This is a genomic window from Pseudothermotoga sp., from assembly GCF_031962025.1.
Lineage (GTDB): Bacteria > Thermotogota > Thermotogae > Thermotogales > DSM-5069 > Pseudothermotoga_B.
Genome location: NZ_JAVRKW010000005.1, coordinates 59,920 through 82,739, shown reverse-complemented (window position 1 = coordinate 82,739; position 22,820 = coordinate 59,920). Strand labels below are relative to the sequence as shown.

26 protein-coding genes are annotated in these 22,820 nt (G+C 41.1%); 9 read left to right on the top strand and 17 right to left on the bottom strand.

Going from position 1 to position 22,820, the window contains the following annotated elements; translation table 11 throughout:
* Positions 1 to 12: 12 nt before the first annotated feature.
* Genes gltX through minC form a run of 10 tightly spaced genes read right to left on the bottom strand, consistent with a single transcriptional unit; the run spans position 13 to position 8,078 of the window.
* Positions 13 to 1,413, bottom strand: a complete 1,401-nt coding sequence (gene gltX, locus AC4E92_RS05610; protein WP_490239612.1) for a glutamate--tRNA ligase — start codon at positions 1,411 to 1,413, stop codon at positions 13 to 15.
* Positions 1,410 to 1,934, bottom strand: a complete 525-nt coding sequence (locus AC4E92_RS05605) for a TIGR00725 family protein (RefSeq protein WP_490239611.1) — start codon at positions 1,932 to 1,934, stop codon at positions 1,410 to 1,412. Before AC4E92_RS05605 ends, gltX begins: the two co-directional genes overlap by 4 nt.
* Positions 1,931 to 2,641: an LPS export ABC transporter ATP-binding protein gene (lptB, locus tag AC4E92_RS05600; RefSeq protein ID WP_490239610.1), complete on the bottom strand. Its 711-nt coding sequence runs from the start codon at positions 2,639 to 2,641 to the stop codon at positions 1,931 to 1,933. Before lptB ends, AC4E92_RS05605 begins: the two co-directional genes overlap by 4 nt.
* Positions 2,638 to 3,114 (bottom strand): OmpH/Skp family outer membrane protein, encoded by a 477-nt coding sequence (locus AC4E92_RS05595; protein WP_490239609.1) that lies wholly within the window; start codon positions 3,112 to 3,114, stop codon positions 2,638 to 2,640. Before AC4E92_RS05595 ends, lptB begins: the two co-directional genes overlap by 4 nt.
* Positions 3,115 to 3,126: 12 nt before the next feature.
* Complete coding sequence (locus AC4E92_RS05590) at positions 3,127 to 3,672, bottom strand: ComEA family DNA-binding protein (protein WP_490239608.1); 546 nt, start codon at positions 3,670 to 3,672, stop codon at positions 3,127 to 3,129.
* Complete coding sequence (locus AC4E92_RS05585) at positions 3,669 to 4,376, bottom strand: SPOR domain-containing protein (RefSeq protein WP_490239607.1); 708 nt, start codon at positions 4,374 to 4,376, stop codon at positions 3,669 to 3,671. The genes AC4E92_RS05590 and AC4E92_RS05585 overlap by 4 nt, the downstream gene beginning before the upstream one ends.
* Before the next feature lie 2 nt (positions 4,377 to 4,378).
* Entirely contained in the window at positions 4,379 to 5,383 is a 1,005-nt protein-coding gene (locus AC4E92_RS05580; protein WP_490239606.1) for a M42 family metallopeptidase, read from the bottom strand.
* The gene (locus AC4E92_RS05575; protein WP_490239605.1) at positions 5,380 to 6,399 is read right to left on the bottom strand and encodes a M42 family metallopeptidase; all 1,020 of its coding nucleotides are present in this window, start codon (positions 6,397 to 6,399) and stop codon (positions 5,380 to 5,382) included. The genes AC4E92_RS05580 and AC4E92_RS05575 overlap by 4 nt, the downstream gene beginning before the upstream one ends.
* Positions 6,400 to 6,412: 13 nt before the next feature.
* Entirely contained in the window at positions 6,413 to 7,411 is a 999-nt protein-coding gene (locus tag AC4E92_RS05570; RefSeq protein WP_490239686.1) for a zinc-binding metallopeptidase family protein, read from the bottom strand.
* A 19-nt stretch (positions 7,412 to 7,430) separates the two neighbouring features.
* Positions 7,431 to 8,078, bottom strand: a complete 648-nt coding sequence (gene minC, locus AC4E92_RS05565) for a septum site-determining protein MinC (protein WP_490239604.1) — start codon at positions 8,076 to 8,078, stop codon at positions 7,431 to 7,433.
* 109 nt (positions 8,079 to 8,187) lie between these two features.
* Between minC and fliJ the strand changes: the two genes are divergently transcribed.
* The 4 genes from fliJ to AC4E92_RS05545 all read left to right on the top strand — a co-directional run bounded on the left by fliJ (position 8,188) and on the right by AC4E92_RS05545 (position 11,015).
* Positions 8,188 to 8,637 carry a flagellar export protein FliJ gene (gene fliJ, locus AC4E92_RS05560; RefSeq protein ID WP_490239603.1) on the top strand — a complete coding sequence of 150 codons (450 nt, stop codon included), beginning with the start codon at positions 8,188 to 8,190 and terminating at the stop codon, positions 8,635 to 8,637.
* Entirely contained in the window at positions 8,627 to 9,043 is a 417-nt protein-coding gene (locus AC4E92_RS05555; RefSeq protein ID WP_490239685.1) for a Mini-ribonuclease 3, read from the top strand. Before fliJ ends, AC4E92_RS05555 begins: the two co-directional genes overlap by 11 nt.
* A gap of 263 nt (positions 9,044 to 9,306) precedes the next feature.
* On the top strand, positions 9,307 to 10,014 hold the full coding sequence (gene rlmB / locus AC4E92_RS05550; protein ID WP_490239602.1) for a 23S rRNA (guanosine(2251)-2'-O)-methyltransferase RlmB: 708 nt from the start codon (positions 9,307 to 9,309) through the stop codon (positions 10,012 to 10,014).
* Positions 10,015 to 10,019: 5 nt separating this feature from the next.
* A complete protein-coding gene (locus AC4E92_RS05545; protein WP_490239601.1) occupies positions 10,020 to 11,015 on the top strand; it encodes an alpha/beta hydrolase in 996 nt (331 codons plus the stop codon).
* A gap of 1 nt (position 11,016) precedes the next feature.
* Here AC4E92_RS05545 and AC4E92_RS05540 read toward each other — a convergent pair whose 3' ends face one another.
* Genes AC4E92_RS05540 through AC4E92_RS05510 form a run of 7 tightly spaced genes read right to left on the bottom strand, consistent with a single transcriptional unit; the run spans position 11,017 to position 17,785 of the window.
* Positions 11,017 to 11,562: a hypothetical protein gene (locus AC4E92_RS05540; RefSeq protein ID WP_490239600.1), complete on the bottom strand. Its 546-nt coding sequence runs from the start codon at positions 11,560 to 11,562 to the stop codon at positions 11,017 to 11,019.
* Positions 11,552 to 13,426, bottom strand: a complete 1,875-nt coding sequence (locus AC4E92_RS05535; protein WP_490239599.1) for an ATP-binding protein — start codon at positions 13,424 to 13,426, stop codon at positions 11,552 to 11,554. Before AC4E92_RS05535 ends, AC4E92_RS05540 begins: the two co-directional genes overlap by 11 nt.
* Positions 13,423 to 14,166, bottom strand: a complete 744-nt coding sequence (locus tag AC4E92_RS05530) for a hypothetical protein (RefSeq protein WP_490239598.1) — start codon at positions 14,164 to 14,166, stop codon at positions 13,423 to 13,425. The genes AC4E92_RS05535 and AC4E92_RS05530 overlap by 4 nt, the downstream gene beginning before the upstream one ends.
* Before the next feature lie 2 nt (positions 14,167 to 14,168).
* Positions 14,169 to 15,095 (bottom strand): tRNA pseudouridine(55) synthase TruB, encoded by a 927-nt coding sequence (truB, locus tag AC4E92_RS05525; RefSeq protein ID WP_490239597.1) that lies wholly within the window; start codon positions 15,093 to 15,095, stop codon positions 14,169 to 14,171.
* Complete coding sequence (gene rbfA, locus AC4E92_RS05520) at positions 15,092 to 15,451, bottom strand: 30S ribosome-binding factor RbfA (protein WP_490239596.1); 360 nt, start codon at positions 15,449 to 15,451, stop codon at positions 15,092 to 15,094. Before rbfA ends, truB begins: the two co-directional genes overlap by 4 nt.
* Positions 15,452 to 16,315 carry an HDOD domain-containing protein gene (locus tag AC4E92_RS05515; RefSeq protein WP_490239595.1) on the bottom strand — a complete coding sequence of 288 codons (864 nt, stop codon included), beginning with the start codon at positions 16,313 to 16,315 and terminating at the stop codon, positions 15,452 to 15,454.
* A gap of 3 nt (positions 16,316 to 16,318) precedes the next feature.
* On the bottom strand, positions 16,319 to 17,785 hold the full coding sequence (locus AC4E92_RS05510) for a sensor histidine kinase (protein ID WP_490239594.1): 1,467 nt from the start codon (positions 17,783 to 17,785) through the stop codon (positions 16,319 to 16,321).
* Positions 17,786 to 17,894: 109 nt separating this feature from the next.
* Here AC4E92_RS05510 and AC4E92_RS05505 point away from each other — a divergent pair, with 109 nt between their 5' ends.
* Genes AC4E92_RS05505 through AC4E92_RS05485 form a run of 5 tightly spaced genes read left to right on the top strand, consistent with a single transcriptional unit; the run spans position 17,895 to position 22,783 of the window.
* Entirely contained in the window at positions 17,895 to 18,674 is a 780-nt protein-coding gene (locus tag AC4E92_RS05505) for a mechanosensitive ion channel family protein (protein WP_490239593.1), read from the top strand.
* A 2-nt stretch (positions 18,675 to 18,676) separates the two neighbouring features.
* Positions 18,677 to 19,243, top strand: a complete 567-nt coding sequence (locus tag AC4E92_RS05500) for a 3'-5' exonuclease (protein ID WP_490239592.1) — start codon at positions 18,677 to 18,679, stop codon at positions 19,241 to 19,243.
* The gene (locus AC4E92_RS05495; protein WP_490239591.1) at positions 19,237 to 20,475 is read left to right on the top strand and encodes a PhoH family protein; all 1,239 of its coding nucleotides are present in this window, start codon (positions 19,237 to 19,239) and stop codon (positions 20,473 to 20,475) included. Before AC4E92_RS05500 ends, AC4E92_RS05495 begins: the two co-directional genes overlap by 7 nt.
* A gap of 10 nt (positions 20,476 to 20,485) precedes the next feature.
* A complete protein-coding gene (locus tag AC4E92_RS05490; RefSeq protein ID WP_490239590.1) occupies positions 20,486 to 21,253 on the top strand; it encodes an ABC transporter ATP-binding protein in 768 nt (255 codons plus the stop codon).
* Between the two features lie 3 nt (positions 21,254 to 21,256).
* Complete coding sequence (locus AC4E92_RS05485; RefSeq protein ID WP_490239589.1) at positions 21,257 to 22,783, top strand: hypothetical protein; 1,527 nt, start codon at positions 21,257 to 21,259, stop codon at positions 22,781 to 22,783.
* The last annotated feature ends 37 nt before the right edge of the window (positions 22,784 to 22,820 follow it).

Sequence of the window (22,820 nt, the reverse complement as noted above, 5' to 3'; positions counted from 1 at the left end):
GAGCCTGATGGCTCAGCTTTGGTATGATATGGCTTTTTCGATGCGCGAGATAACGCGTTCTTTACCCAGCAAAGAGAGAGTTTCAAAAAGACCTGGAGTGACGAGTTTACCAGTCACCGCACCTCTAAGCAGTTGAAATACCTTGCTCTTAGATGCTATTTGAAGATCTGAAAGTGATCTGCAGACCTTTTCAGTGCCCTGAACAGACCAGTCTTGTAGCTGGGCAAAAGATTCAAGTGCTCTGTTCAGAAGATCTTTTGCATAAGGAGCTTTGAGATACTCTTCAATGAATTTTTCTTCATAAATGTAATCATCGAAGAAAAATGGATAAGCAAGATCGTACAGCTGTGACAACGTATTGACTTTTTCCCTGCAGATCGATATCACTTTGAGTGCGTATTCTTGTTCACTTTGCGGCATTTTCCTTTCAGTAGAGCGAATCCATTCGACAAACTCATTCCAAAGCTGTTCGATGTTCATCATTCTCATGTGCTTGCCATTTACCCACTCGAGTTTCTCTGGGTCGAAAACAACACCTTTATTGGATATGCTCGATGGATCAAAGCTCTTGAGCTTTTCTTTTACATCGAAGATTTCTTCCTCTGCCACACTCCAGCCAAGCAGGGCAAGATAATTCATCAGTCCTTTGCTCAGTATCCCAATGTTTTTGAAATATTCAACGGAAGTGGCACCGTGCCTTTTGCTCAATGGAGTTCTGTCAAAACCGAGTATCAACGGTATGTGCATGAACTGCGGAGTTTCCCATTCAAGAGCGTTGTATATCATTATCTGTTTTGGTGTGTTGGAAAGATGGTCTTCCCCTCTAAAAACATGGGTGATTTTCATTAGATGATCATCAATCACAACTGCGTAGTTATAAGTTGGAAAGCCATCAGATTTTATGATCACGAAATCTTCTATCGTTGAATTTTGAAATTCCATGTCTTTTTTCAAAAGATCGTAAAATCTGGTGGTCCCATCCGGTACCTTGAAAGAAATCGTTATATCGTGACCTTGCTGAATGTATTCTTTTGGATAATCGTATGTGTTCAGGATGGGTTTTTTTCTGTCTGTTTTATCATAAACTGTGTAATAAGCCATCTGTTTTTCAATCAGAACTCGAGCATACTGGTCGTATATCCCTTTAAGAACACGTTCGCTCTGTCTGTATGGACCAAATTCTCCACCGACATCTGGACCTTCATCCCAGTCGATACCACACCATTTCAAAGATTCGATGATCGCTTTTTCAGATTCCTTTGTTGACCTTTGAAGATCTGTATCTTCTATCCTGAGAATGAATTTTCCATTCATCTTTCTGGCATATAGCCAGTTAAAGAGTGCGGTTCTTGCTCCGCCAACATGAAGATAACCCGTTGGACTTGGCGCAAATCTGAGTCTCACTTCGCTCATTTTATCTGCCTCCTGATTTCCTCAATCATATTGATGGTTTCTTCAACGGTGTTTGCTCTCATAACAACGGTATTTTTCCTTGAATCGAGATATTTACCTTCGATGAGAATCTGTGAGAATCGATCGGTCCAGCCGCCTGTGCCAGTTAAGAGTATTATCGGTTTGGACTTTGCGTAAGCGACAAGCACTTCTATGGCGGTCCCGATCTCTCCACCAATTGAAATAATCACATCGCAGTTTTCGACAAGTATCAAAGAACGGGTTATGTTGTCAAAAGGCGTCTTGAATCTCAGAGAAAGGTGATCATTTCCCATCTCACCGTATGGAAGTACACCGACAACCGTACCATTCGCGCTTTTAACACCCTTTGAAACGAGTTCCATTACGCCGTCCCTGCCACCACAAAAGACCGTATGACCTTTCCTGGCAAGGGATTGACCCAGATCAACACAGATCTGCTCGATTCTTTTGATAAATGGCAAGTCAACAGAGCCTGAATATCCAACAACGCCGACGTTCATATGCCAAGGTAAACCTCCTTGACTGTGCTGTTTTCAAGTACTTCATGCGGTTCTCCCTGGGCTATTATCCTGCCTTTGTGGATGATATAAAGGCGATCAACGACCTCTGACAAAGCGCTGACCGTATGATCTGTCACTATTATCCCTATGTTTCTTTTTTTGAGAGATCTAATCATTTGCTGTATATCTTTCACGGTTTTTGGATCTATGCCAACAAAAGGTTCGTCGAGCAACAAAAACGACGGGTTGAGTGCCATCATTCTTGCCAGCTCCAGTCTTCTTTTTTCTCCTCCTGACAGATCACCTGCGTATTGATCTCTCAGTTCCCATATACCAAACTCTTTGAGTAACTCTTCAACTTTCGATTTTCTTTTGTGTTTATCTTTTTCGTAGAACCTCAGAACCAGCTCGATATTCTCAAAAACTTTTATGCCACCGAAAACCGATGTCTCCTGTTGAAGATACGTTATGCCAAATCTTGCTCTGTGGCTTATTGGGACCTTGGTGATATCCATACCTGAAAACATTATTTTACCGCTCGTGGGAATGACAACTCCCAGAACCATGTTGAAGATCGTTGTCTTACCAGCACCATTTGGTCCCAAAAGACCTACAACCTCACCCTGATCAACATAGAGGTCCACATGATCGACAACGACTTTTCTTTTGAACTTTTTTACAAGTCCATGGCATTCGATCCTGTTCATTGCGCTTTCAAATATTTTATGAGTTGATCAGTGACATCATACGCGTCATCACCATAAACGAGTACCTGTTTGTTGAGAATGTAATCATAACCCATCATCTTTGCGTATTTATCTATCTTGCCGGCTATCTCATCGATCACCTGCTGCATCTTCGGTTGATACTCATTTTGAAGAAGCTGTTCGTATTGCTGTTTTCTTGTAAGTATCTCTTGCTGTTTCTTTTCCAGATCTGCCTGGGATGCTCCCGATTTTTGCATGTTTTCGTACTCTTTTGTCATTTCATTGAGTTTGTTCTGATAGTACTGAAAATCTGCTTTGTAGCGTTCGTTGAGCTCAACCATTTTTGGATATTCCTGAGTTACCCTGTTCACATCAACGAAGACTATCTTCGCATTTTGCTGAGTGGCTCCATAGAGTAATAACAGCATCATCATGAGAACTAAAGCTGCCAAAAGCACAGTTGTGTTTTTCACACAAGCACCTCCTCAGAATACAATCATATCTCTTATTTTCTCGATTGTCTTTGGACCGATTCCCGGTACTTTGAGAAGATCTTCTGCTTTTTTAAAAGCTCCGTTTTTCTCTCTAAATTTTATGATCTCACTGGCTTTGACTTCTCCTATACCTGGAAGTTCCGAGAGTTCATCAAGGTCAGCTGTGTTTACATTGATTTTCTTAACATTCACAGCAGGAGAATTTTCAAGCTTCAAAAAGCTTGAGATTCTCTGAGCCGTGGATATACCTATTCCAGATACCTTTACCAGGTCGTTGATCGTTCTGAATGGACCGTTCTGCTCTCTGAATTGAATTATGGCTCTTGCCTTCGCCGGACCGATTCCGGGTATCTCAAGCAGCTCTTCGTATGAAGCCGTGTTGATGTCTATGGGAAACTCAATGGTTTTTCTTTGAGTTGCTTGATCTGTACTTTTTTCTTCCTTTTTGTAACTGTTTTCAAGTGCAAAGCCCAGAAGAATTATCAAGCCGACGAAAGACAGAAAAATCAATCTTTTCTCACTCACAGAGAATTTCAAGGTGTTATCCTCCCTACATATCCCGGTCGCTGAGTACCTGCAATTTTCATGACCTCTGTCCAGTTCAGCTTTTTGTTGAAATCCTCAGCACTGTTGACATCACTGAAGGCTCCGATGACAAGAGAATACCAGTCGCGTCCTTCACGCAAAAAATGCATCAAATAGGCAGGATAACCCGCACTCCTGAAAGCCAACATCTTTTCCAGAGCGCTTTCTTTGTTTACAACAGACAACACGAGTACTCCGTAAAGAGTGCGCATAGGTGTTAAATTCCCAAAGGTGTAATCACCAACAACTCCAACTGTATAAGTGTCTTTTGTGTACTGGCAAATCACAAACCCAAGATTGGAACCTTTGATGATCTTCAAAGCATCATCTGATTGTAGAATGTAAACCGACAGGTTTGCACCTTTCTCAATCACTTCTGTCGCTTGAGTTATGAGTTTTTTGTAATCGAATTCTTCTATCCTGTAGATAGAAGGAGTTACATATTCTACCGTGGACTCAGTCGATGTACTTGCACTGACCGGCACTTCGATTTTTGGTGGAGGCACTTCGACTATCTCTACTTGAATATTGGACCGGCTTTTCAGGATGAAGAATGTCGCGAGTGTAAAACTGACAAAACCGATACTCAATGCGATTATCAATATTGCGAGTATTCGAGCCTGATTTTCGGTCAATCTTATTTGACCTTTCGGCACTTTTACACTCCCTTCCCCGCATAATTTACGAGTAGTTCCACGGTGTTCTCAACATCTTTCAGGGAAACAATTTCACTTGGAGAATGCACATACCTTGTGGCGATCGATACTGTGGCAGAAGGTATACCAGACCTGGTTTTTTGGAGTACAGCGGCATTTGTTCCACCAAATGTGAGTACCTCCATCTGATATGGAATCTTCTCCTGCTCGGCGATCTGTACGAGTTTTTCCACGATACTTCTGTTGCTGATTGAAGCTCTGTCTTTGATCTTAATTGCTGGTCCTTTTCCAAGCGCCATCGAGTGTCTTTTGAAAGATTTTGGATAATCCGATGAGTCAGTGACGTCAATTGCAATACAAACATCCGGTACCAGAGAATAAGCGGCAACCGATGCTCCTACAAGACCCGTTTCCTCTTGCACGGTGAACGATCCTATGATCGTGTTATGAGGCTTTTTGATTCTCTTGAAGATCTCAACAATGACGGCACAACCTATTCGGTCATCCATGGCTTTGCTGATCAACAGGTCGCCGTTTTTGTAAAAATAAGAATCGTAAACACCAAAAGATCCTATGGGTACCAGCTTCATTGCCTCATCTTTGCTTTTTGCACCAATATCAACGAACATATTGTCCAGACTCAGATTCGTGAAATTCTTTTTTCGCTCTTCCTCCGTTTCTCCCTCAACATAAACAACACCTATGGCATTTAAAAACCTCACTCTGTGTCCAACATAAGCATGGGGTGGAACCCCTCCAACACTTTCAACTCTCAAAAAACCCCTTTCATCTATATTCGTGACGACAAGTCCTATTTCATCGGCATGCGCATCGAATAGAACCTTCTTTCCACTCGTACCTGTTTTCCATACAAGAAGGTTTCCAACGTTGTCGAATTTGTAACCGTCTATATACCCTTCTAACTCATGAAGAATTAAATTGTGTACCTCTTCTTCTCTACCACTCGGTCCATACGCCTCTGTCAATTTCTTGATGAGATCTATCATTTTGCAAATGCCTCCCCTTCTTCAAGAATTTTTTGTAAAAGAAGAACTGTGTTATTGTAATCGTTCAGATCAATCATAGAAACTGGACTGTGAATGTACCGTGAAGGGACAGACACAACACCGGCTGCAGTACCTGCGCCAGTTCTCGCAAAACGCGCTGCGTCCGTTCCTCCAGCCGTTCTTCTTTTCGCCTGATGAGCGATTGAATACTTCTGAGCCACTTTTATTATTGATTCATAGATTTTTTTGTTCACAACATATCCTCTGTGCATGAAAGTAATCGCTGGACCTTCACCGAGATGTGTTGCCCATTGATACTCTGGTAATTCTGGATCGTCACCGGCAGTAGTTCCCTCTATTACTATTGCTATATCTGGATGTATCTGCTGGTTCACAACGGCACTGCCTCTGAGCCCAACTTCCTCCTGAACAACAAAGGCAAAGTACACATCATCTTCATAGCGATCATTTTTTTCAACAAGATCGATCAAAACAGAACATCCAGCTCGATCGTCAAAAGCTTTGCCTATTGCCCTTCCATTCTCCTGTTCATAACTGGTGGTGAAGGCAACATAATCACCCAGTTTGACCTGTTTTGATGCTTCGTCTTTTGATTTTGCTCCGATATAAATGCGCAGTTGCTCCATCGATGGTGGTTTGAGTATTTGCTCTTTATCCTGTACGTGAATGGCTTTGTATCCGATTGCACCAAGCACCTTGCCGTTGATACGAACAATCTTACCTGGCATGACCTGCGTTTCAACACCACCGACTGGAGCGAAAGCCAGGGTTCCATCATCTTCGATGTTTGTCACCATGAAACCAACCTCATCCATATGTGCCGCCAGAACAATTTTTCTTCTGCCTTTTGTTCCTTTTTTATATGCTATCAAATTACCAAGCACATCCACTTTTATTTCATCGACTTTGTCCTTTATCTTCTGATATATGAATTCCCTTACCTGGTGCTCATTACCTGACACTCCATCGAGTTCTGTCAATTCTTTCAGGTACAAAGTCATCCCTCCTTCATGCGATCGTTGTTGCCAAAGCCAGAAGCCTTGATGTTTCCTGGACATCTTTTGGATCAACAACCTCAACAGGTGTGTGCATGTACAACAGAGGAATAGACACAAGGGTTGTGCGTATGCCACTGCCTGCAAGCTGTACCTCGTCTGTGTCTGTCCCGGATCTATTGGGAGCTGGTTCGATCTGTGTTCTAACGTTGTTCTTTTGAGCAATTTCAGACAATAATGATTGAAATTCCCTGTCGATTACCGGTCCTATACAAAGAGCAGGTCCTTCACCGAGCTTGATCTGCACAAATTGGGGGATTTTTACATCGCCATGAGTTACATCCACCACTATTGCTCTATCGAGCATGAGTTCATACGCAATCGACACAGCACCAGGACCGGAAACTTCTTCCTGACTTGAGAAGATAAAATAAACATCCTGATAATTTTTTATGGTTTGTAATAAACTGGCTGCGAGAATCAGAGAGGCACAGCCTGCTCTGTTATCCATCGCCTTTCCACACAACTTGCCGTTGAGTTCAACGGGTTTCATATCAACAACACATATATCTCCAACTGATACGTACTCACCGAGCTCACTGCAGGACAGATCCACGAAAATTTTGTCAAAGTCTGGCACTTTGTTTCTGTGTTCTTCTTTTTGAAGATGAGGAGGAAGAACACCGATGACTCCCCTTGCAATTCCTTTTTTTGTGTAGATCTTCACTTTTTGCGCAAACATGATCTTTGGATCTACTCCGCCGATCGTTTCCAACCTCGCAAAAAGCCCATTTTCTATCTTGGTTATAACATGCCCAATTTCATCTGCATGGGCAAAAATGCCAAGCTTACCCCTGCCAGTTCCTTTTTTTTCTGCGATCAACGTGCCAACCTTGTTGTAAAAGACTCTGTCGACAAAAGGTTCGATCTTTTTTTCTATAACTTTCAAAACGGCTTCTTCATAACCAGAAGGACCGTCCAGAGCTGAAAGTTCTTTTATCAACTCTTTCACATCCAATTTCACCACTCCCTTATTGAAATTTTACATCTTTTGCTTTTTGCACGACAATCTTATTGTCTTTCACGTGTATCACAACAGGTTCATCAAATGGTTCTATTTCCCTGAGTATATAACCTGAGATCTGGATCAGCGATGGGTGTATGGATAATGCCGCTATCACTGCCTGTTCACCTTCGTTTAGCCCTGCACGCAGGACGCCTTTTACATCACCAAAGACGGCTATCGAACCACCTGCCATGATTTCAGCACCGGAATGAACATTTCCTATTACAATGACATCACCAGAATGAATCAACGCCTGTCCGGATCTAAGATTTTTTTTGACAACCTTTGTACCAGATTTTGTTTCACCTTCCTCGACCATCTTCATTCTTCCATGCACATTTATATTTTCACCCGAAGTGGCACCCATCAATATCTGGGAAACCTCCAGCCCCATTTTTTTCAAAGCAGAAATTATCTTTGGCATATCCTGAGAGTGTTTCTCGTTGTTTTCAATCATCAACATGATCTTATCGCCGGTGGCAAAAAAACCGCTCATCTGGGATATACGCGAACCGAGTTGGTGAATGACTGTTTCAATGTCCTGGTAGTCTTTTATCACCAAAACAAGTCCTTCTTTTGTCATCTTGAAATCCACAAAGTCAAAAGACAACATAGATCACCCCCGATGTATCAGTAAAATTCTATCACACAAACGGTGTATCATTTATTCTCAAAAACAACATGGTCAGAAGATTGAACAAGTGGCGTTATAATATCAGAGGGTGATCTGGCTGTTTAAATTCAGGCTGGATAAATTATTGAAATTGAAGATATCACAGGAAAATCAAATAAAAATGGAGCTCTCATCTGTCAGAATGAAAATTAAAGATCTGCAAAATCAGATCGATTCTGCTGAAAATCTTCTGCACGGTCTTTACAAATCAATGCTTCAAAATTCATCAAAAGGTATATCAGGCGCTCAGATCAGCCAGTGGTTCACATACATAGACATGGAAAAGATTTACATAAAAAAACTGTACGAGCAACTTGATCAGCTCAAAAAACAGGAAGAAGATCTCAAACAGCAGTATCTTATTGCAAGAAGAGAAACGAAAGTTTTGCAAAATTTGAAAGAAAGAAGATTCAAAAGGTATGTTTTTGAACAGGATAGATTAAACAGACTGTACTTAGACGAAGTGGCTTTGAGAAAGGTGATTGAAAGTGGAAGATAATACACTGAAGATATCACAGTTACCTATTTCAACGATTGCTTATATTGGCGATGCAGTGTATTCTTTATACTGCAGAACCAGGTACCTGAATTTGGGAAGAGTTGACAAAATTCACAGCAAAGTGAACCAGATAGTCTCAAAAAATGGACAGGCAAAAAGCCTTGATAAATTGATGGGATTACTCAACGAAACGGAATTATCCTTGGTGAAAAGGGCAATCAACAGTAAAGCCGCAAAAAAACACGGTAATGATCCTTTATACAGAAAGAGTACCGCATTTGAAGCCCTTTTGGGATTTCTCTATCTGTCCCAGGATCACGATAGACTGGCAGAACTGATTCAGATCACACTGGAGAATGACAGAAAAACCAACCCCGCAAGCCCTTCTTCTTTAGGGGAAGGGTAATGGGTCGGTTAATTATTTAAACTGTGCTACCATTGTATATGGAGAGTAGAACATACTATGTAGATTCGGCATGAACTGTTTCAGAAGAAACCATCAGGATATCCTGGGAATTCCCAGGTAGTAGCGGGCTTGGCACCCGCCAGAGGTGTGAGATTCACCCCACACCTCCGTGGTCATGGAGCATCTACTGCTCCATGGAAGGCAGCCTGAACGAGCTGCTAAGAATCCCATTCCCTTTAGGGGATTGGGAGGAGGTCAAGAGAATGATTGTGTACGGTAAAAGCGTTTTGGATGAAATAATAAGAACACATTATCCTGTTAAGAAGGTCTATCTTAAAGACAGCGATGATGGTAAATTCAGGCTCATCGAGCAGTTGCTCAGGGAAAATGGTTATCCATATACATACACGACATCGAAACATCTGGAGAAACTCTGCGGAGAAGAAAAAAACCAGGGTATTGTGATAGATCTGGATTTTCAGTACAGCGATGAGACTGCTCTTGATGGAGATCTGATAGTTTTACTCGACCACGTTGTTGATCCGCACAATCTTGGTGCAATCATCAGGACATCCGTTGGTGCCGGTGCGAGTGCTGTTGTGATCACAAAAGACCGCTCAGCCAAGGTAACAGCAGCCGTTGTAAAAGTCTCTGCTGGTACAGTTTTTCGAATACCGATTGTTGTTGTGACTAATTTGGTCAGCACGATTGAAAAATTGCAAAAGCGCGGATACTGGGTTTACGGTGCAGATATGCAGGGTAAGAATCTCTTTGAGGAAAAATTCGTGCCGCCAGTTGCTGTGGTTTTTGGGAATGAAGGAGAGGGTTTGAGCAGGCTTGTCAAAGAAAGGTGCGATCAATTGATCAGTATACCAATGTTTTCGTCGATAGATTCATTGAATGTTTCTGTAAGTGCTGGAATAGTGCTGTTCGAAATAGCAAGAAAGTGCTCTTTTAAAAAGAAAGGGTAATTTCGATGGTCAGTTTTGACTTTGAATACAGATCACCTAAGATTTCAAGTGGGTATATAATGAAAGGAAAGAGTTTTAGAGTATCACTGATCAAATTTCAAACGCTCTACGAACACCCCTTGCCTGGTACAGAGACGGTGGAGGTTTACCATGTTGAGCCCAAAGAAAACCCCGTCGGTTCTTTGATGCTTCTTCATGGACTTGGAACGATGAATATCCCTTTTTTGTTGTGGATGGGCATACACATAGCGAATGCCGGTGTCAGGGTCTTTCTTCCCATCCTGCCGGGTAATCTCACACGAACTGCCGATGGTTCGGTTAGCGGTAGAGAATACTTTTCCACAGACGTAGAGAAAATGGTTCATTTCTGGGAACATGCCATTGTCGATGTGCTCACCACACTTCGTATCGCAGAGGAAAAAGGCTTGTGGCATGAAAATAACTGTCTTGTTGGTTACTGTTTGGGTGGTATGATCTCGGTGATTCTCAGTGCACTGAGGAATGATTTTCGCAAAACGATCGTCATAACTTCGGGAGGAGACATAGCCACGTTGATGTGGTACTCACCAACGCTTGCGTATTTTCGAAGAGATATCAGCAAGGGACTTGGCAGGGAATATAGGATGAACGACAAGAACTGGTTTTTGGAAGTCTTTGAAAAAGATATCAAAAGGCTCGATTCTTTTGAAAATATACAGGATATGATAAATTCATCAATCCACCCGATATTGAAAGTTGATCCCATCGCTTATGCAAAATTCGTGCAAACAGAAAGAATAACCTTCATCGAAGCTTTATTTGACAGAGCACTACCATTGAGAACCAGAAAAATCCTCTGGAACGCTCTTGGAAAACCCAAAAGATACATCATCCCCACAGGACATGTTACCTGGTTACCATTTCAATATTTTCTTGGAAGTTTGATATTGAAAGAGATGAACATAAAAGAATTCAAGAGAAAGGTGAAGTTGATCGAGAAACCAAAGATAGAGGAAAAATAATTCATTTGTCTTTCACCTCGATCAATTTGGGAAGAAGAAAATCCGGCGTTCTCACCTGATTGCCGTAGAGTTTACTCATCAGTTCTGTTGGAGTGGCATTGACCATCTCGAACTGAAAACCTTCAAGATGTATTGCCCATATATTTTGAACCGGCTCAGAAAAAAATATGGCATTTTTTGATTTGTAGATGACATTGACCCCATCGTTGGCAACCCTTTTGAGCTGATACAGATCACCAGTTTTTTCCACGATATAGCTCACCTTTTTCTCAACTTGACCTATCTTTTCTTTGAAAGTAAATGCGGTACCATCTTTGGAGACAGTACCGATTGAAATTGAATGAAACCAGAAGTCTCTTCTGACAAAATCAATAGCCATGAAAAAATCTATTTCCTTGTCTATTCTTTCAACGGTCGTTCTGGCGTGTGTTATGACAGTTTCCAAAATAACAGCCGCTATAGAGATGAATATCAGGGAAACAATTAAATATATCAGGACCTGAATGCTCGTAGATCCCATTACCAATTGCATCTTTTTACCGACCATAAAGTCTATCTTCTATCTGCTTTGTTTTTTCTTCGTCAAAAGTATAGTACCCATCTTCTCTTGTACACCAGGCTGGTAGAGGAAAACTGACGGTTATCGGTATTCTCATGAACGGCTGGTCGACGATTACTTCTCCCTGCTGCAACAAAGCCGCGCGTTCTTTTTGTTCGGCAGTCAAATGCGAATATTCGGGTTTTTCCAGTTCTGCACCCTTTTGTCTTCCAACAACGGTCGTCGATGATTGAGTTATTATTCTGTAATCAACTTCGGAAGCGGTTTGTTCCGCACCAATCATTATCACCCTGAAAGATCGACCGCGTTCTGCTATATCTCTGAACAGATTTCCAAGCGGTCCTCCACCGTGTCTTGGAGCGTATTTGTTCAGTTCATCGAGGAATATGAAAACAGGATCCTGATCAGTTTTTTCCTCACGAGAGCGCATCACTTCAACGAGTACAGCACCAACGACGAAAGATTGAATCCTTGGTCTGAGTTTTGAAATATCAATCACGGTGATCTGACCGGGATGATCCCAGTTTATTTTATGCTGTTCACTGATACCGGTTTTCGCCGATAGAAAACTCGTCGGAATCCAGATCAGGTCCATACCGATGTTTTTAACGGATTTCAATCTTCTCAGCATTGCCATAACAGTGGATTTTCCTCTCAATTCCTCTTCGATTTTTTTTGAAAATTCTTCATCCGATGAAAACATTTTTATTAAGTCATCTATCTGTTCAGGAAGACCAGCCTGTACCTTGATATCAAAACCATTTGCAATTGCGGTTCTGAGTATTATCTCACCATCATTTGTAGAAGGAAGACAGGAATTCTTTTCACAGAATTTAGCAGCCACTTCAACGGCTTTTTCAAACCTTTCGTAGAAAAATTCCTGCACAGTGGTTACTGCCAACTGAAGATTTTGATTGACCTCAAGTTCTTCAGGATCGAACATGAGCTCAAAAAGTCCCATTTTAAAGATATCTATGCAGTCCCAGCCGTATGAAAAGACATTATCATATCTTTTGTTTGACCACGGCGCTGTGCTTTTTTTCGATCTTCTTGGTGCATAAAATGATACTTTTTCAAAAGGCTCTGGTCGAATACCCATTGACTCGTACATTTTCTTCCAGTGCCTTCCCTGCTCTTCTTTTTCGAGGTTTTTCCAGTCCTTAGACCACCTGTCTAAAAAGAGCAATCCTTCACCTTTGACGTTGAAAATGATGAACCTTGAGCGTGACAAATATCCCATGAGTTCATTTTTATCTTTCAACTTCCTGCCCGTATCAAGAAATGACCTGACCAGGAAGGTTGCATAGGAAGTTTTTGAAGCCACACCGGACTGACCTGAAATATTTATGTGCGCACCGTTTTCTCCAAGTATATATCTCACATCCGCATAAGCTGGTCTCCCGTTTCTGAAAGTACCTATCGGCACAGCCACATTCTGTTTGATCAACTCGTCAAATCCAAGAGCGATGTTGGTTTCATCACCTTCGGCTATCATGACCTCTGTACCCGGTGGTGGTGGAACCTGCGGAGCGTCTGAGGTCATCTTACCTTTTTCAACGCGAAGCATGCGTGTCGTTGTCACCGTGGCAATGTATATGGGAAAGGCCGGTAACAAACCTTTAAGTGCTATCTCTTCTTCATATCCTGAAACAAGTCCAAAATCCCATCGAGCATTTATTTCCGTCACTACACCATAATAGATTATTTCACCGTATGGTTTGTACGAAAAAACGACCTTCACTATATCGTCTATCTGCAGCATGTGTACGGGACGGTTATTCTCCTGATAAAGCCTGACAAAGAAATTGTAAGGGCTCGAACTATTTGTGCCAGTTACAACACCAACTCTCATCTTTCATCCCCCTCTTGCCTTTCAGACAAGACTATCTCCAGTGCGGTATGAGAAGCAGCACGAAAATTTTCACAGACAAAGGCAATCCTGTCATTGAATCTCACAATACCGTTCATCTTGAAATTTTTTTCAAACGCTTGAAAAACTCCCTTGGCTGGTCTGACGATCCTATCGTCGATGTTTACAAAAACAACTCTTTCGGCTGTTTCTTGAGTAAATCCATAGATCGAAAAATCCCTACCCAGAAGTTTTGAAGCTTCCAGTAAATCACCGTTTTTGATGAGCTTTCTTATCAAAGAACTACTTATCCTTCTATTTTTCGAATCGAGTACTTGTGGAAAAACTTCAAAATTGATCGCATTTATGTCACACATTTGCTTTAATCTTGCAACATCCGCTGATGCGCCTTTTCCGAATCTGAAATCTTCTCCCACGATTAAAAAAGAACAATCTTGGACTATGTATCTGTCGAAAAACTCCTCTGCAGTCATGTCTTTAATCTCAAGAAGATCGAGTACTTCAACTTCGTCGACGAATTTGGATATCTGCAGAACCCTTGCAGTTAAAGGCATGATGAGACCGTCAAAATCATCGGAAAAGTATTCAAAAGGATAGGAAATGACATAAGCTTTGCTTTTGTATCCGTATTTCACCGAATTTTGCTTGACGGTGTTGAGTAATTGCTGATGTCCCATGTGAACACCGTCAAATACACCTATTGTCATCACGTATTTTGTCATTCTCAATTCTCCTTCAGGACCTTTATTGGTTTGAACAGCGGTTCATTTCGATTCTGTTCAATCAGAGTTCTTACAAATGTCGAAGCGCGTTCAGATTTCGCTATACTGATGAGCTGATTTTTGTATATTATCTGTACCAAACAATTCTTGGGGAATTCTTCGAATTCTTCCACATCATTCACTCTCAGTGCATTACCGTTGAGTATTTTTTCATAGCCGCACTCTTTCACACGAACCTTGGGCATACTGAGTACATCTGACAGGTTCAGCAAATGATCGAGTATCTCTGATTGATCGACTTTGAAGATATCAATAGCTTCATCGACTTTGAACGGACCTATAGAAACTCTTCTGAGTTTCAGCGTTGTCGCACCACAACCCAGCAAATAACCTATGTCCATGCACAGTGAACGTATATACGTGCCGGCGCTGACTTCAGTTGTGAAAAAGATGTCGTTTTTATCGATCACGATATCTTCTATTCTGTACACAGTTACCTGCTTTGGCGGCAGTCTTATTATTTTGCCCTGTCTTGCAAGTTCATAAAGTTTCTCGCCTTTGTATTTCCTGGCAGAATAGGCTGGAGGAATCTGAGTATACGTTCCGATAAAAGATTTAAGTGCTGCCAGTATCTGATCTGTTGAGCAGTTAACAGGTCTTTGTTCCACGACTTTTCCGGTGATATCAAAGGTATCTGTGATGATACCAAGTCGCATTTTGACCTGATAGACTTTGTTGTGATTCATCAAATATTCAAGGATTCTGGTCCCATTACCGATCCCCAATATCAACAATCCACTCGCAAAAGGATCGAGAGTTCCTGCGTGCCCGATCCTTCTCATCTTCAGTATTTTCCTGAGTTGATTGACGACATCGTGTGAAGTTGGTCCTTCTGGTTTATCAACCAGCAGAACTCCTGATTTGCTCACCGATCTTTTTCCTCCTTGATCTTATCGAGAAGTTCCTGTATTCTCACACTCGCTTCTATTCCTGGATCCTCTTTGAACCTCACCTGTGGTGCTGTGTAAAGATCCAAGTTGTTAGCCAGATATGTTCTGAAATATCCCTTGATCTTGTTCAAATACTCAACGATTCTGGCTCTCTCTTCTCTATCTCCCATGACGCTCACGTAGATATCGACAAATCTTTTGTCATTTGAAAGTTCCGAACGAGAAATAGTTATCAATAGATCTTTCAATCTTGGATCTTTTGCCTCACGCAATGCCTCGGTAATTAATTTTGTGATCTCAGATTCAATCATGGCTTTTCTGTAATCAGGTCTCATTTAAGACACCTCCTGTTCTATTTTCAAGAAATCTTCAGCCTCCGCAAGACGAATCTTCAATTTGTCTGCAAGGTTTTTCAAAAAACTCGGTTTTATACCAAGCACATTCAAAGCAAAAGATGATAAGGTCAGACCGCCGTATGTGTAAGAATCACCATACCTCATTAAGTTTACAAGAAAATCGACTATGTGAACGATAGCCACCACGTCTGAATAAACTGATTCTGAAAAATTGTTTGGTGCATGATGGCCACTTGCAGAGTGAACGACAATCTCAGGAAGATTCCACCTTTCTATCATCTTTCCACTCACAATGGCGTGATTTGGTAGGTTCAACCTGTCTTCTGCTTGCAAAAAAGAGATTTGCAGGTTTTTTGTGAGCTTTGTAACGGCGCTGAAAGCCTCAGGGAATATGTAATCGAGTGCTACTTTTCCTATATCGTGCAGCAATCCAGATATAAACAACTCTTCCTTGTTGGGATATCCCACCATCTGAGCGAGCAGTTCACAACCAACCGCTGTACCCAGAAAATGTTTCCACAGTTGGTAATGATCAATACCAGACGTTTTTTTGTTTTTCAAAACAGAACTGTACGTGAAAATACTCAAAGCTATGTTTCTCACAGTTTTAAAACCAAGGATCATTATAGCTTCGTTCAGTGCCACTATTTTGCGCGGAAGACCATAATAGGCTGAATTTACAAGCCTCAATATGCGAACAGATAAACTCGCATCCAGCCTGATGACATCTGCAAGTTCTTTTGCAGATGCATCGGGATCCGATGCAACAGATACGATCTTTTGAACAATTGGATCAGGTGTTGGAAGTTCATCTATCTTTATCAAAATATCCTGTAACTCCATACTTCACTCTCCTGCTGGCAGTTGGACATAGAATGTACTTCCTTGGTTAACTTTGCTCTCTAACCAGATCTTACCCCCGTGCAGTTCAACAATTTCTTTTGTTATGGTCAGACCTATTCCAGCGCCTTCCGTTCTATAATCGAGTGCAGAACCAACCCTGAAGAATTTCTCAAAGACTTTTTGCTGATATTCCTCTGGTATACCTATTCCGTTGTCACGGACAGATATCAAAACAAATTTTCCGTTGTTTTTTGCTGAGATATTCACGAACTTATCATTTGAGTTTTCTTTGCTGTACTTCACACCGTTGCTCACAAGATTTATCAGTACCTGTCTGATTCTTTTCTTGTCCGCTGATATGAAAATAGGTTCATTTACATCACATTCAAGCCTCACATTTTTGCCCTTCGCAAATTCCATCATTGACTGTACAACCTCTTTAATGAGCTCTGTTAAATCAAATTTCGTCTTTTCAAGGGTCATGGCTTTTTGTTCAATCTTCGCAAAGTCAAGCAGTTCGTCCAGCAAGCTCTCTAAATGGAGACTCTCTTTGTACACAACCTGGATAAAGTCATTTAGAGTGTCTTTGTCAAGATCATTCAAACTCGAAAGTATAGTTTCCGAATAAGCTTTAATTGCTGCAAGCGGTGTCCTGAGTTCATGAGAAACACTCGCAACAAAATCCGTTTTGAGCTTGTCGATCGCTTTGAGTTTTTCCAGTTCTTTGGTGTTTGTCACATCTGTTATGGATATCAATACCTGTGCTTCACCTTCGTATTCGATTTTTTCCGCTATTATTGAATAAAAAGCTCCGTGAGACTCTACCTCGCTCACCTGCCGAGAACCCGTTGTCAGCACATTATTTGCAATTTTTTTGATCGCCTCAGTCAGTTTCAAATCCTGTTCACGTTCCAGGTACTGGATATTTGAAAAGACAGGATTTAGCTGTGAGTTGAAAACGACAATCATCTGTGGAAAGGAATTGAATATCTGCTGCATATAGTTCATGGTCTCCTCTACGATCTGATGCTGTTTTTCGAGTGACTTGTACAGATCGAGATTTTCAAGTACCACAGCTGAAAGAAAGGCAAGAGTGCGAATAAGCTCGAATATCTCGAAAACCGGCTCTTCACTCGCTGCTATGATCAGAACACCCAAAACCCTGTCGGTCTTCATCAGTGGGAATATCAGAATAGTCGATTGATCTTTTATAAAAGAAGTCGGCGACATTTTCTCAATAGACCATTTGATCATATCGAGTAAATCCTGCTCGATCGATATACCGTTCACATCTGACTTTCTCAGTTTTAAGCCTTTGTCCAGTACGGCAACCCACTGGCAGTTGATGAATTTCTGAACGATTCTTATGAGAGAAAGAAGAAGCGATTCCGGGTCCTTCGCATTGCTCGATTCTCTTATGAAGCTTGAAATGAACGTGTAAATTCTATTTGAGGATATCTGAAGCGCCATGCGGGTTGTTCATCCTCCTTGTATGATAATGAGCCTCAACTGCTATTATAACGCAAAATTGTGATCAGATGTGATATGTAGTACAATTGAATACAGGGAGTGGTTTTAAGTGTCCAAACAACTTTTTTTGCAAATCATTCAATCAATAGTACTGGTCGCGGTTAGCTACACCATTTATCGCTTGCTGTGCAGACTAATAATCAAAAGTATGGAAAGACTCGGTAAAGAATTCAAAATGAAGAATACCGCCAAACTTTTGATTGGAACGATCATATCATTGATCAGCTTGATGGTTTTTTTGAATATCTGGCGAATAAGTTTGATACCATACTTGACGGCTTTTGGCGTGAGTGGTTTCATAGTGGGTTTGGCTTTTCAGGAACCGTTGTCAAATCTCATGTCTGGTATCCTGGTACTCCTTACAGGAAAGTTGAGAGAAGGAGATGTCATTGAAATCGATGGCACGGTTGGAACTGTCGAGATAGTCAATTACAATCATACGATTTTAAGAACCTTTGATGGAAAAAATGTTGTCATACCAAACAAGCAGGTCTGGAATCAGAAGGTGATAAACTACTGGCCAGGACCGGTCAGAAGGTTATCCATGAAAGTCTCTGTATCATACAATTCAGATCTGTCAAAAGTACTTGAAATACTCAAAAAATGCATTGACGAAGAACCACTTGTCGAAAAACAAAATGTCAGTAATTCAATAGTATTCAGTGGATTTGGTAGTTCCTCAATTGATTTTGAAGTGCTCTTTTGGGTCAGAAGGGAAAATTACTTTGACGCCATCAATGCACTTTCGAAAAGAATAAAAGAACAATTCGATGCGCAGAAAATAACTATTCCATTCCCACAAATCGACGTACATGTGAAAGGAAGATAATCTTGAGCCTACAGGATAAACTATTCTGTGTGATGGACACAGAAACAACTGGTACAGATCCTTTTGGTGGAGATAGAATTGTTGAAATCGCCGTGGTTCCCGTGTACAAACAGAAGATCTTGTACAGATCTATTTACAGCTCACTCGTCAATCCGAAAATAAAAATACCAGCGACTGTCGAGAGAATACATAAGATAAGCAATCAGGACATTGAGACAGCGCCGATGATCGACGAAGTGTTTGAAAAGATCAGATCCTTCATGAGAAAATCCATCATGGTATTTCATCGTGCTGAATTCGATTTGACTTTCATAGATATATCAGCCAAGGAAATAGGTGTTTTCCCTCCCACGATAAACTACATCGACACTCGTGAGATGTCAAAAATTTTGTTCGGTGAGAAAAAAACTTTGAGCTGGCTTGCACAGAGATTTGGATACCAGAAACCATCACATCGAGCCTTGGACGATGCACTTGTAACCGCAAAAGTTTTTATAAAGATGATGCAGCAACTCAGTGAACCACAAATTCTGGAGATTCTTCACAACTGGAGGGGACAGGAATGGTGAAGAACTACGTTCTTGACACCAATGTTCTGATTCACGATCCTCACGCCATTTATTCCTTTGAAGATAACAACATCGTACTGCCACTGCCGGTACTGGAAGAACTGGACAAACTCAAGAGAAGATCTGACTCTGTTGGTAGATCTGCAAGAGAGGTTATAAGAGAACTGGATAAGCTCAGAACGATAGGTGATCTGTCCAAAGGTGTAAGATTACCGGACGGTGGATCTATAAGTGTGATGACCATAACTGATGGTCGCAGAGAAGCACCGGAGTTTCTATTTGAAAAATACCTGGACAACTGGATTTTGGCTTATGTTTTAAGATTGGGACGGACTTCCTCCGTACCGACCATTCTCGTCAGCAAGGATATAAGCCTCAGAGTAAAGGCATCTGCGCTTGGCATCATAGCCCAGGACTATTTAACTGACAGATCAAATCTTTCCTCTCTGACAACGGGATACAGTGAACTGGCTCAGCAGATTGAGGAAGGTCAGATGATCGATGCAAGAGAAAATGAATACATCAAAGCAATCAACGGTTATTTCAAGATCAAAAACAAATCTGCGAGAAAACTTTTGATAAATCAGACCAGCGTCGTGTGGGGAATAAACCCGTTAAACGAGCAACAATTATTTGCGATGGACGCTCTGCTTGACGATGAAGTGAACCTGGTGACACTCGTTGGTGTTGCAGGCACCGGTAAGACCCTGATAGCACTTGCATGCGCACTTGAAAAAACTCTGAAAGAGAAAAAATTCAAAAAAATCATAGCCACACGCGCACTGGTCACGATGGGAAAGGATGTCGGGTATCTTCCAGGTTCGCTGGAAGAAAAACTCCAGCCATGGATGCAACCAATAATGGACAACCTCGAGTTTCTTTTTGACCGTGTTCAAATGAGTCTGAAAGAATTCTTAAAAAAGGAAATAATGGAATTGAGCGCATTGAGTTTTATCAGAGGAAGAAGCATACCAGATCAGTACATAATCGTTGATGAAGCACAAAATCTAACGCCACATGAGGTGAAAACAATTCTCACAAGAGCTGGACAAAACACAAAGATAGTACTTCTTGGCGATCCATATCAGATCGATACGCCTTATCTGGATAAAGACAGCAACGGGCTTGTTTATGCTGCCTCGAGAATGATCGGAGATCCCCTGGTTGCACACATCACCCTGACCAAAGGAGAAAGATCAAAACTCGCGGCTTTAGCGGCAGAAAAACTATAGTCGGGAGGTTATGAAAATGAATGTCACTGTTGAAGCAAAAAATCTGGTCAAAGAGTTCGGCACTTTCAGAGCGGTTAATGGCATTAACTTATCGATAAATGAAGGAGAGATCTATGGCTTTCTTGGACCGAACGGTGCTGGAAAAACGACAACTATAAGGATGCTGACAGGAACACTGAAACCAACCAGTGGTCAGGTGAAAATACTCGGTCTTGATCTTGACAGAAAAGAGCTGGAGATAAAAAAGAGAATTGGCGTTGTTCCCGATGAACCAAGGATATATCCCAATTTGAAAGGTTTTGAGTTTTTGGATTTCATAATTGAGATTTACAGACTGGATAGAAAAAAAACAAAAGAACGAATCGAAGAACTGTGTCAAGCTTTTGAGGTGAATTACCTTGAAAAAACGATCTCTGATATGTCACACGGTATGAAACAAAAACTCTATCTTGTGAGTGTTTTAATGAGAAGACCGCAGATTCTATTCTTAGACGAGCCAACGGTAGGACTGGACGCCAAATCGGCAAAGATTCTGAAAATGCTTTTACAGAAATATTCCTCCGAAGGCTGCACCGTTTTTATGACCACTCATGTTCTTGAGATTGCAGAAAAGATGTGTACAAGAATAGGGATAATCAACAAGGGCATACTCATTGCAGAAGGAACACTTGCAGAATTGAGAAGTGCATCGAACAAAACACAGGCAAGTCTCGAAGATATTTTCCTTCAACTGACTGCCGATGAAAAGGACATCGAAGCCATAGTAAAGGAGCTTTAGAAGATGAGAGAGTTAATAATACTGCTCAAATACGGTCTGAAAGGTTCTTCAAGTAAATCTTCAACCAAAACCAGAAAATCCATATCCGGTTTGCTTTTGCCGCTGATAGCCGTGATTGGATACGGAGTTCCCATTGGAGTTCTATTTGCTGATCTTTTCAAAGTGTACAAAGATGTCAATATCAACGGTATAAACTTTGCGACTATTTTTGTCGCAGACTGGTCTGTTATGATGGCGGGTGTGTTCATTCTTTCTTTTGTACCGAGTCTGGTGAATTCTTTTGTCAGAAATGAAGAGATACAGCTTCTTTTAACAATGCCCGTGAGACGATCAACGATAGTTTTTTACCAGGCGGTTCTCACATTGATCTTTCAATCTTTTGCTGTGGTGATGTATCTTTTCATCATGCCAGCGTATGCCATAGGTGTTGGGAAAAATCTGTTCATCTCAGTTATTTCAGCTCTTCTCATGTGCTTTGCTCTTATTTTTCTTTCAATCCTCATTGCAGCTGTCGTGGGTATTTGGATGAACAGATCAACAGCGCGAAGGATGAATTTCTTTTCCATTTTAATTGCGGTGGTTTTGTTCCTTGTTGCAACACAGTTATTACCGCAAAAGATCGGCGCCACTACTTTTTCATTTTTGACCAGAACAGGGCAAAAAGTGCTGTCAGAATACAACCCGCTTGTATGGCCCGTACTTTCCCTTGACAATCCTGTGTACATCATTTTGCTTTTTGTCATAACCTTTGCACTCTGGTCTTTATCGTTGAAAGTATCAGAAAAAATCTCTTTTGAGGACAAAGCGGTGATAAAAAAACATGAGAAGGGTCTCTCTCATACTGGAGTTTATTCGAAAGATTTGAGACTTCTTTTCAGATATGAGCAAGGAGTATTCATGATTATTTATCCAATAGCTATAGGTTTGATCTTCTCATTTACAACAAAATCTTTCATGAGCCCTCTTTTCATATTGATATTCATAAGTACGATGTATGTTTCGATGAGCTCGGCAATGCTTATGAAACAGGAATTTCTTGCCTGGCCGCTTGCAAAAATCATGCCATTGACCATCTCCCAGATCCTTGTGCCAAAGATGATCATCCCTGCCGGTCTTTATTCATTAGTGACGATGATTCTCTCTATCTTTTTGCAGATCTATTTCAAACTTTCCTGGACTTTTTATTTCATCATTCCTGTGGTATTCGTCATGTTTGCATTTGCGGCAGTTCTTGGCATACACTTTTTCATAAAAGAAAGAGAAAAGAATATCATAAATAATCCGTCCAGGATACTGAATACCTTGCATGTCTTTGCCGTTGAAGGTATCGTTTTTGCACTGACCATAGGTTCTGTTTTACCATTGGTCATGTACATGTACAGTAAACACTCGCTTCTGTCATTCTTTAAAAAAGAACTGCTGGTTGATCTGATTGGACTTGGCTTACCGATTGTATTAACCGCCACTCTGATCTTTCTAATCAGAAGGTACTTCAAACAGCTTCTTTCTATGATTGAAAAAGTCGAATGAAAATGTTCTTTTAGCGAACAAACTGGTATAATATCTC